Source organism: Bradyrhizobium algeriense (genome assembly GCF_003062295.1).
Classification (GTDB): Bacteria; Pseudomonadota; Alphaproteobacteria; order Rhizobiales; family Xanthobacteraceae; genus Bradyrhizobium; species Bradyrhizobium algeriense.
The window spans coordinates 1-7997 of record NZ_PYCN01000079.1 but is presented as its reverse complement, the minus strand read 5'-3'; the positions used below and the strand labels follow the sequence as shown (position 1 = coordinate 7997).

At 60.5% G+C, this 7997-nt stretch carries 7 protein-coding genes; all 7 read right to left on the bottom strand.

The features are described 5' to 3' along the window. Positions 1 to 72: 72 nt before the first annotated feature. Positions 73 to 1002 (bottom strand): type VI secretion system baseplate subunit TssG, encoded by a 930-nt coding sequence (tssG, locus tag C7G61_RS41510; protein WP_108523290.1) that lies wholly within the window; start codon positions 1000 to 1002, stop codon positions 73 to 75. Next, positions 966 to 2714 carry a type VI secretion system baseplate subunit TssF gene (gene tssF / locus C7G61_RS41505; RefSeq protein ID WP_108523289.1) on the bottom strand — a complete coding sequence of 583 codons (1749 nt, stop codon included), beginning with the start codon at positions 2712 to 2714 and terminating at the stop codon, positions 966 to 968. The genes tssG and tssF overlap by 37 nt, the downstream gene beginning before the upstream one ends. A 4-nt stretch (positions 2715 to 2718) precedes the next feature. Continuing rightward, positions 2719 to 3114 (bottom strand): type VI secretion system baseplate subunit TssE, encoded by a 396-nt coding sequence (gene tssE, locus C7G61_RS41500; RefSeq protein WP_108523288.1) that lies wholly within the window; start codon positions 3112 to 3114, stop codon positions 2719 to 2721. A 12-nt stretch (positions 3115 to 3126) separates the two neighbouring features. Next, positions 3127 to 4611 carry a type VI secretion system contractile sheath large subunit gene (tssC, locus tag C7G61_RS41495; RefSeq protein ID WP_108523287.1) on the bottom strand — a complete coding sequence of 495 codons (1485 nt, stop codon included), beginning with the start codon at positions 4609 to 4611 and terminating at the stop codon, positions 3127 to 3129. A gap of 33 nt (positions 4612 to 4644) precedes the next feature. Then, positions 4645 to 5136 (bottom strand): type VI secretion system contractile sheath small subunit, encoded by a 492-nt coding sequence (gene tssB / locus C7G61_RS41490; protein ID WP_108523286.1) that lies wholly within the window; start codon positions 5134 to 5136, stop codon positions 4645 to 4647. Positions 5137 to 5174: 38 nt separating this feature from the next. Continuing rightward, positions 5175 to 6779: a type VI secretion system protein TssA gene (gene tssA, locus C7G61_RS41485; RefSeq protein WP_108523285.1), complete on the bottom strand. Its 1605-nt coding sequence runs from the start codon at positions 6777 to 6779 to the stop codon at positions 5175 to 5177. 667 nt (positions 6780 to 7446) lie between these two features. After that, on the bottom strand, positions 7447 to 7785 hold the full coding sequence (locus C7G61_RS44310) for a hypothetical protein (protein WP_145963802.1): 339 nt from the start codon (positions 7783 to 7785) through the stop codon (positions 7447 to 7449). Between the last annotated feature and the right edge of the window lie 212 nt (positions 7786 to 7997).

Genomic DNA, 7997 nt, shown 5'->3' with positions numbered 1-7997 from the left:
GATCGATGGCGGCAGCAGCCAAACCTGATCAACGTCCCAAGGACGAAATGTCTTGCTCATCCACCGTTTGAATCACGACGCTTGTTCTTCGTCGAGAAAAATCCGATTACTCGGACAGGCTCCTAGCTGGAGATCCCATGCCAAGGGCTCGCGCAGAATAAAGTTAATGAGACGGCAAAGGATGGTATGGCTCTCGCAACCGGGTAGCAGCGACCGAAACTGCAGCTGGTTGAGCGGGCCGAGGCAAAGCCGGAATTTGCCTACGATGTCTGGCATGGTTTCACCAGCAAGGGTATCAACGCCGAGCTCAAGACCAGGCCGACCAAGGCGCCACTGCGCCTCTTGTGGAATGTCGATCTCGCGCCAGATGAATTCCTCGACCCGGGCCGAAATATTTAGATGGCTGGAAATCACACCGGTCACGAGCTCGGCCGACCGGCTGCACAAGGCAAGGACGCCGGCATGCGGCAGCAGCCGCGCCCGCCATTCCCGTTGGTTGGCTGTGTCTTCCCCGGGCACGAGTCCAAAGAGCGTACCAATCAGCACCGAGATCGCGTCGGTTGCGCCCTCCTCGAACCGCAAATGGTGGCGGTAGTACCGCCAGATCCGCAGCAGCAGGCTGATCAGACGGTGATTGAAGAAATCAAAGAAATCGCCGAGCGAACCCATGCCGTCCGCGTGCATGACCCGTTCGGTGTAGAAGGGCGGCAGCGGGGAGGAGGGACCGTGCAGCCCGAGGAAGTTGACGTCTACCTCCACGCGCTCGCTGGCGGCCTTGACCTGTCTGATTTCCGCGATCTCTTCGGCAGGAAAGCCAAGCGTCGGCGCCGCACGGAAGCGCACCGCCTCCCGCGCGGGATCGTCGGTGGATCCGATCGGGGGAGCGTCGCTGAAGCGCCGCTCGAGATGCGCAACGAGCGAGAAGAACCCGAACGCCGAAAGCTCATCGCGTTCGTCGGGCGCCGTCAGAGCGGCGTGATCAATCCGCTTCTCGCTGGCCATAGGTAGTGTGCGTTGCTTTCCGTGCCGCGAACCGAAAACCGGTGCAGCATGTTGATACCGGCGAAGGTCGCGAAGAAGGCGTCAAGCACCGAACCCAACAGGAACAATTCGCCCTCACCACCGATCTTGCTGTCGACCACGGCCAGTTCGATATTTCGCATTCGGATCGCCGCGCCGCGCACCACGTGATCGGTGTCGGTGGTCACGAACTGGTCGAGGCCTTCGAGCAGCAACTCCAGGCGGCGACGCGCCTGAACGTCGTAGACCGCACGGAAATCGTAGCTGCCAAGGATGGTCCGCAGCGCGTCGACGTTGACCATGGCGCCGTAATTGCGCGCCAGATTGGCCGTCAGCCGCCGGAACAGGCCGTCATTGACCGGTGGCGGAACCTCTGCAACGACCGTCGTGATATTGGAGAAGGTAACCGCGCGAGGCGTATCAGAGGTCGGCAGATCCACTGCACCGACCGGCAACCGGTCGGCGATGGGTCCGTTGGAGCAAGTCAATTGCAGGGATGCGACGTCGATCGGCGGATGCTGGCCGATGTCGAGCCGGTCAACGAAACTCACATAGTGATCGACGCCCCGACCGACCACCGCCGGCCGGATGCGCTCGCGAAAGTAAGCGCGGTTGCGCTCGGCGCCGGGCAGATCGTGGCGTAACAGGTCGAATGGCTCAAACTCGGTGCGTTCGGGGCGGCCTTGCACATAGCCGGTCACCCGGTCGACGGAACGGATGCTGAAGTTCGGCCCACCGGAGGCAAGCACCCGGTATTCGGTCTTTGTCCGCTTCAAGCGGATCGGCGAGGCCTCGTGGCTGAAGACGTTGATTGCTGGCGTGCAATTCAAGCAAATCTGGCCCTTGCCCACGCGCAACTGCGCGGGGAACGGACGCTGAAACTCGAGGCTGAGCCTGCATTCCGTCTCCATGTGGGTCCCAACCGGCTCGAGACCAGACAGTTCGACGTGGAGAAATTTCGACGGGTAACTCAGATACTCCTGAATGATCCGGAATCCTGAGAAGGCGTTGCGCGGCCAGGGCAAGACCGCCTCGTCATCGCTGAAGCCGATTGGTGCGATCTGTGCGGCTCCGATCGTGACGACTTGTCGATCCGCCACCGTGACGGTTGCCTGCGTGACGTGCCGGCACAGCCAAGTCAACAGATAGCGCCCCACTTGTGGCTCTCGCTCCGTCGAGAAGAAGAGGCGGAGCCGACCATTCTTAAGACATGACAGGTTTTGCTGGCCGGTTGCTTTGATACCCAAAATAAGTCGAGCCGAATTTGTCCGGTTCTCGAGCTGAACGTCGTTAATCTCCAGCGGCAGCACGTCAATTGGATAGCAGGTGACGAACGTGCAGTTCGTTCCCTCAATTGGACGCGAGCGAACGCTCGTGCCGGCCGGTACGTTCGGGCTCGCGGCGCTCGCCGATGGCTTCGCGGCAAAGGCCAGAGTCGTAATGGGCGGCAGAGATTGAAGATATTGCGGCCATACCATCCGCAACAGGCCGTGGACGAATTCGGGAAACTCGTTGTCGAGCTTCTGGCGCAGCCGCGCGACAAGGAAGGCGAAGCCTTCCAATAGCCGCTCTACGTCGGGATCCGTTGCGTCACGCCCGAGAAATGGCGCAAGCTTCGGATTGGCTAAAGCGAAGTCAGTGCCGAGCTCGCGCAAATAGGACAGCTCATCCTCGTAATAGGGATTAAGGGCCACCGCTTCAGCCCCTCACCTGGACGTGCTTCTCGAAGATCGCATCGAAGGCAACCGGCTCCACCTGGTCGTTATAATTGAGCGTCGCGTTGACGTGGAAACTCAGCTGCAGCGGGTTGTCGGGATCGGCATGAAAGCGGATCAAAACATTCTTCAAGCGCGGCTCAAATGTCTCGATCTGCTGCTTAAGCGAACGGGCGAGCGCGCGGACCGCGTCGGCTCCCTGCCCGACCGCCTCGTTGAGCTCGGGCATGCCGAAGTCCGGCCGTGTTTCGCAGCAGCCCTGGCGCGAGTTCAGAACCCGACGTAAGTTTTCCAGGACGCTTGCCCGGAAACGGTCGAACGAGGGCTGATTGGTCGCCGTCCCGTCCTCCAAGCGCTCCATAAGGCTGCGGTCGAACATCGTCTACCACCTCTACTGCTTGTCGAGCTTACCCTTGAGCGTCAAAGCAAAATCCGCGCCCATGTACTTCAAGTGTGGAACGACGGCGATGCTGACGCGATACCAGCCCGGTTCACCTTCGACGTCCTCGACGATGATCTCCGCCTTTCGCAAAGGCCGCCGCGAGCGCACCTCTGCCGACGGATTCTCCTGATCGGCGACATACTGACGGATCCAGTTGTTCAGTTCGCCTTGCAGCTCTTGCCTGCTCTTCCAAGAGCCGATGTTCTCGCGTTGCAGCACTTTGATGTAGTGCGCGAAACGATTGATGATGAACATATAGGGCAGCTGGCTGCCGAGCTTGTAGTTGAGCTCGGCCGCCTTGCCTTCCTGGCTGTTCCCGTAATATTTCGGCTTCTGCACGGAATTAGCCGAGAAGAAAGCGGCATTGTCAGCCCCCTTGCGCATGGTCAGCGCGATGAAGCCCTGCTCGGCTAGTTCGAACTCGCGCCGGTCCGAGATGAGAACCTCAGTCGGCACCTTGGTCTGCAATTGCCCCATTGCCTCATAGGTATGCAGACTGAGGTCCTCAACTGCGCCGCCAGACTGGGGGCCGATGATGTTCGGGCACCAGCGATATTTGGCGAAGCTTTCGGCTAAGCGCGTCGCAAAGGCAAAAGCAGCGTTGCCCCAGAGGTAGTTATCGGTTTCGCCATCTGAGGCCTCCTGGTAATTAAACGCCTTCACCGGAACGGTCTCTGGACCATAGGGCAAGCGCAGCAGGAAGCGCGGCAGCGTCAGGCCGAAATAGCGAGCGTCCTCGCTTTCGCGGAACGAGTTCCACTTGGCGTATTTTGGTCCCTCGAACACCGATTGCAGATCTTTCAGACCCGCGATCTCCTCATGACGTTCGACGCCGAACATGTTCGGTGCAGCGGAGGCAATGACCGGTGCATGCGACATGGCGGCCACCGCGCTCATGTACCGCATGAGCTTGACGTCCTGGCCGCCACTGCCAAACTCGTAGGCCGAGATCATGGCTGCGACGGGCTGGCCGCCGAACTGGCCGTACTCTGCGGTGTAGACGTGCTTGTACAGGCCGGACTTGACGATCTCCGGACTGTCCTCGAAGTCGGTCAGCAGTTCATCCTTGCTGACGCTGAGGATTTCTACCTTGATGTTCTGACGGAAATCAGTGCGGTCGACCATGAACTTCAGCCCGCGCCAGGCCGACTCGAGCCGCTGGAACTCGTCCATGTGCAGCACACCGTCGAGCTGGGCCGAGATCTTGCGATCGATCTCGGCAATCATCTGATCGACGAGGGCGTTGTTGACCTGCTCGTCGGCGCGGCTCGGTTTGATGAGCTCACTGAGGAAAGCTGCGACGCCCCGGCGGGCGAGGTCGTAACCCTCGTCGCACGGGGTCATCTTGGTTTCGACGAGGACTTGATCCACCAGCGAAAGGTCAGTGGTCGTGGTGGTGACTTCGGCCGGCTGCTGCGCACTTGTGTCGGTCATAGCGCCCTCGCTCAAAACGGCTCGCTGATCCGCTCACTCGCTCTTGCTGGTGAGCTCGCTCAAGAGCCGCGGCCGCGCGCCGTGGTCTTCAAGCAAATTCTGGATGGCTTTGCGGAAGCTCGGCACGTTGCCGAGGGGGCTCTTCAGGGCGATCAGGGCCGCGCGCAATTCGGTCAAGGCGCGCAATTCGGGGATTTGCTGTGCGACACGCTCGGGTTCGAAGTCCTTCAGGCTCTCAAACGCCAGCGACACCGACAGCTTACCGGATTCAGGCTGGTCGTCGAGCCTATTCTCGGCGGAGAGATGAAGAGTCAGTTCCTGGCTTTTGACAACCTCGTTGAAATTGTCCTTGTCGATATTGACGAGCTCGCGCTCCTCAATCGGGCGGTCATCAGCCCGTCCGGTGAAGTCGCCCAAAACCAGCAACTTGAGCGGCAGCTCGACATCCTCCTTGAGGTTGCCTGTTGCCGGCTTGAAGCGGATATTGATGCGCTCCTTTGGAGCGACCGAGCTTTCCTGCGACATATCAGCTCCGTTAATACTTTGCCACCGACACGGTCCAGCTAGGCGCCAAGCATGCTCGCGCGTGCAATGTCGATGGCCGTGACCCGCGTTCGGATTTTTTCCATCGCGGCGCGACGGCGCGGCCCGTCAAGCATTTGCAGCGAATCAGAATGAGTCAGCGCACGAAAGCGCAATTCGGCGACGTCGAGCGCAAGCCCAGGCTCCCAGCTTCCGAGGTTGCGCTCGGCGATCACCTCTTCCATGTGCTCCAGCAGCGGGATGGCGGTCGTGACGAATCCGGCTTCGATACAGAAACGTGCTTGCGCAAGCTGGCCCACGAACCGCGCTCGTTCTCCGGTCGCGCGGTCTAGCGCACGCGACAGCTTCTCGAGTGCGGCCTGCCGGTGCCCGCTGCCGATGAGCCTGTGTGCCTCGGCAACCGCTTCATCGATAGGATCACGGCCCGTCGACACGTCCGCTGCGCCCACCGCGGCCCAGGCACGCGTTTCCTCGTCCGCAAACGGCCGGCCGTCGTCGAATTGAAACGCCAAGGTCCGCGGATAGCGTGTGGCCAGCAGAGCTACTGCCGCGCGCACCGCCGCGGCCGCCGGCTCAAAGAGCGGCCCCATTTGCTCCAGCGCCTTGGCGGCATGCCGGTGAGCATCGAGCCAGAACGGCGCTGTCCAGACGATCTCTTCGGCTAAATTCACCACATCGGCGTGCTGACCGGCCGCGAGCTTTGCTTCTAACGCAAAGATGTGATCGTCGGGCGGCGATATCATCGTGCGGCCCCCCGTATCAGGCGGCAGCGCATCAAAACGCAGCCATGAGCCAATGCGATTGAGCAGATAGACCTTCGGGTCTGAAGGCGAGGCGACGCGCCGGACAGCCGCAGCCTGCCGCAACATATCAGGCAAGCGGTCGATCAAGCCGGCCCAGTCGCCATCGGCGCCAGCCGGTAGCGATGCCTCCGCTGCTGCCGGTTGAGCCTCCTCAACCGGCGGAGTGGATACGGCCGGTGCGGCAGCGGCCTCTTCGGCAGCTTGGGCGGCCTCGGTCGCACGTTCAGCCGCCGCGGAGATCGCTCGCTTGGCCTGTTCGTAATGCGGTTGCAGGGCCCTCAATAACTTGCCCAAAGCGGCTTGCTCATTGACCAGCTTTTCGCGCAATTGGCGATCGAGATCATCGAGCACCTCATAGGCGGCGAGCACTGCCGCATAGTCGGCGTCGGTCGGCGCATTCTCCGCCACCTCCGGTCCAACGCGACCAATGAGCCAATCGATCGCTCCGACGCGCGCCCGTTCCCGCCTGATCGGCGGAAAGAGGCCCTCCCAATGGGCGTCCACCATGCCGCGCAAAACGCCTAAACCGACGGCAAGACCCTGGTATCCTCCAGTCCGAAACAAACCATAGGTCGCCCAGCAGGCGACCAAAATGTCCTTTGACTGGTTCGACAGGATATGGAGCGACAGTGTACTGACTTTGCTCCAATCAACCGCAGCTGGTCCGTCGGCATCCATGCGCCGCACCTCGGCTTCGAGCCGTTCGAATTCGGCCGCATCACGGACATTAATGCCGGTGGGCACGGGGCCCGGCACAGGGGCAGCGCCGTGGCGCGCACGCGCATCGATGCTGTCTCGAACCACCACCCATGAGTCGATCACGGTGACAAAACCATACGCGGACGCGCATTGCGACGGATCGCGACATTAGGACGGTCAACGTCGTAACCGCCGCATACAATAAGCTGAGAGTGGACATTCTTGTAAGCCACCACTGCCCCTCCTTGCACAGGCGCTGCTGGATGCCATTCCTCTTTCAAGCCTTATGCCAATTGCAATGGCTTGATTTGTAAAGCGATTCTCTCAATCGAAGACGTCATGGCCCCGACAGCTTGTTGCAAACCCGACATCAGAGGCGTTGGTGGTGGCTAATGGGTCGGCTCAGTCATTGGCCTCCTGGAGCCTGGGCGCAGGCAAACGCGCCACGCGCGCTCGCGCCTGCGAAACTTGGAAAGACAATGAGACGAGGATTTTTCAACACGGTACGTCGATGTTTCATCGTTGGAACATCCCAGTTCCTACGCGACAGCGGCGACTCGCCGCAGGCCCCGATGCAGCCCCATCGTGACGATAGGGAGCGCCTCAATGAGGTCTTCAATGACATCAAGAGGGCTGCGATTGCGGGCGAGCCTGCCGCGGGTCGACTCAAGCCGCAATCCGTTGCGAGTATTGCTTCGCCGCTTCTCTTGCTGGCTCTCCGAGAAAAAAACAGGGCATTGTTGTTCGGCCTCACGACGCGTCGCTGGACGAAGATGCGAAGCTTTACAAACTAAAGTGTGGTGACAGAAAAATCTTCAATGGGCTGACTCATCTCCGGAACTTCATGTTGGGGACCAGAGCGCTGGAAGTCTTGCGCCCGCAGCTCGCTCCCTGTTCCGAAGACGCGGCTCTCATCCAAAAGGCAGCCGAGGCGGCCAGAGCGGGCATTGCGAGCGGAACTCCATGGCAGGGATTCGAAAAACCGTACAGTGTCAGCAGGGCCGCTACCATGCTTCGCAAGTTCAGTGAGTAGCTCCAGACGCAGCACATGAGCGCGATAGCAGGCCGCCTCGACGACCATTCGCTGCAGGAAGATGGCAAGGAATTCAGGCGCGTCAGAAATAGCCACTCGCTGCGCATCGAATTGAAGCTGCTTTGGACGTACAACTCGCTGCAGGCGTCTCCCGCGGCAGCCATCAGCGACAACGACTTAGCAGTCCGCTGAAAAACCATGAAATGGAGAGTTTTTTTATTCTGGCCGGTCGTTGTTGGGGCGACGCGGCGGAGTTGGATGTAAATTTCTAGCCTGGTGTTGGGTGCACCTGACGCGGGGTGGCTAAG

Excerpts from the sequence above, each read along its gene's own strand:
- tssG (WP_108523290.1), bottom strand. The coding sequence starts at position 1,002 with ATGGCCAGCGAGAAGCGGATTGATCACGCCGCTCTGACGGCGCCCGAC.
- tssE (WP_108523288.1), bottom strand. The coding sequence starts at position 3,114 with ATGTTCGACCGCAGCCTTATGGAGCGCTTGGAGGACGGGACGGCGACC.
- tssC (WP_108523287.1), bottom strand. The coding sequence starts at position 4,611 with ATGACCGACACAAGTGCGCAGCAGCCGGCCGAAGTCACCACCACGACC.
- tssB (WP_108523286.1), bottom strand. The coding sequence starts at position 5,136 with ATGTCGCAGGAAAGCTCGGTCGCTCCAAAGGAGCGCATCAATATCCGC.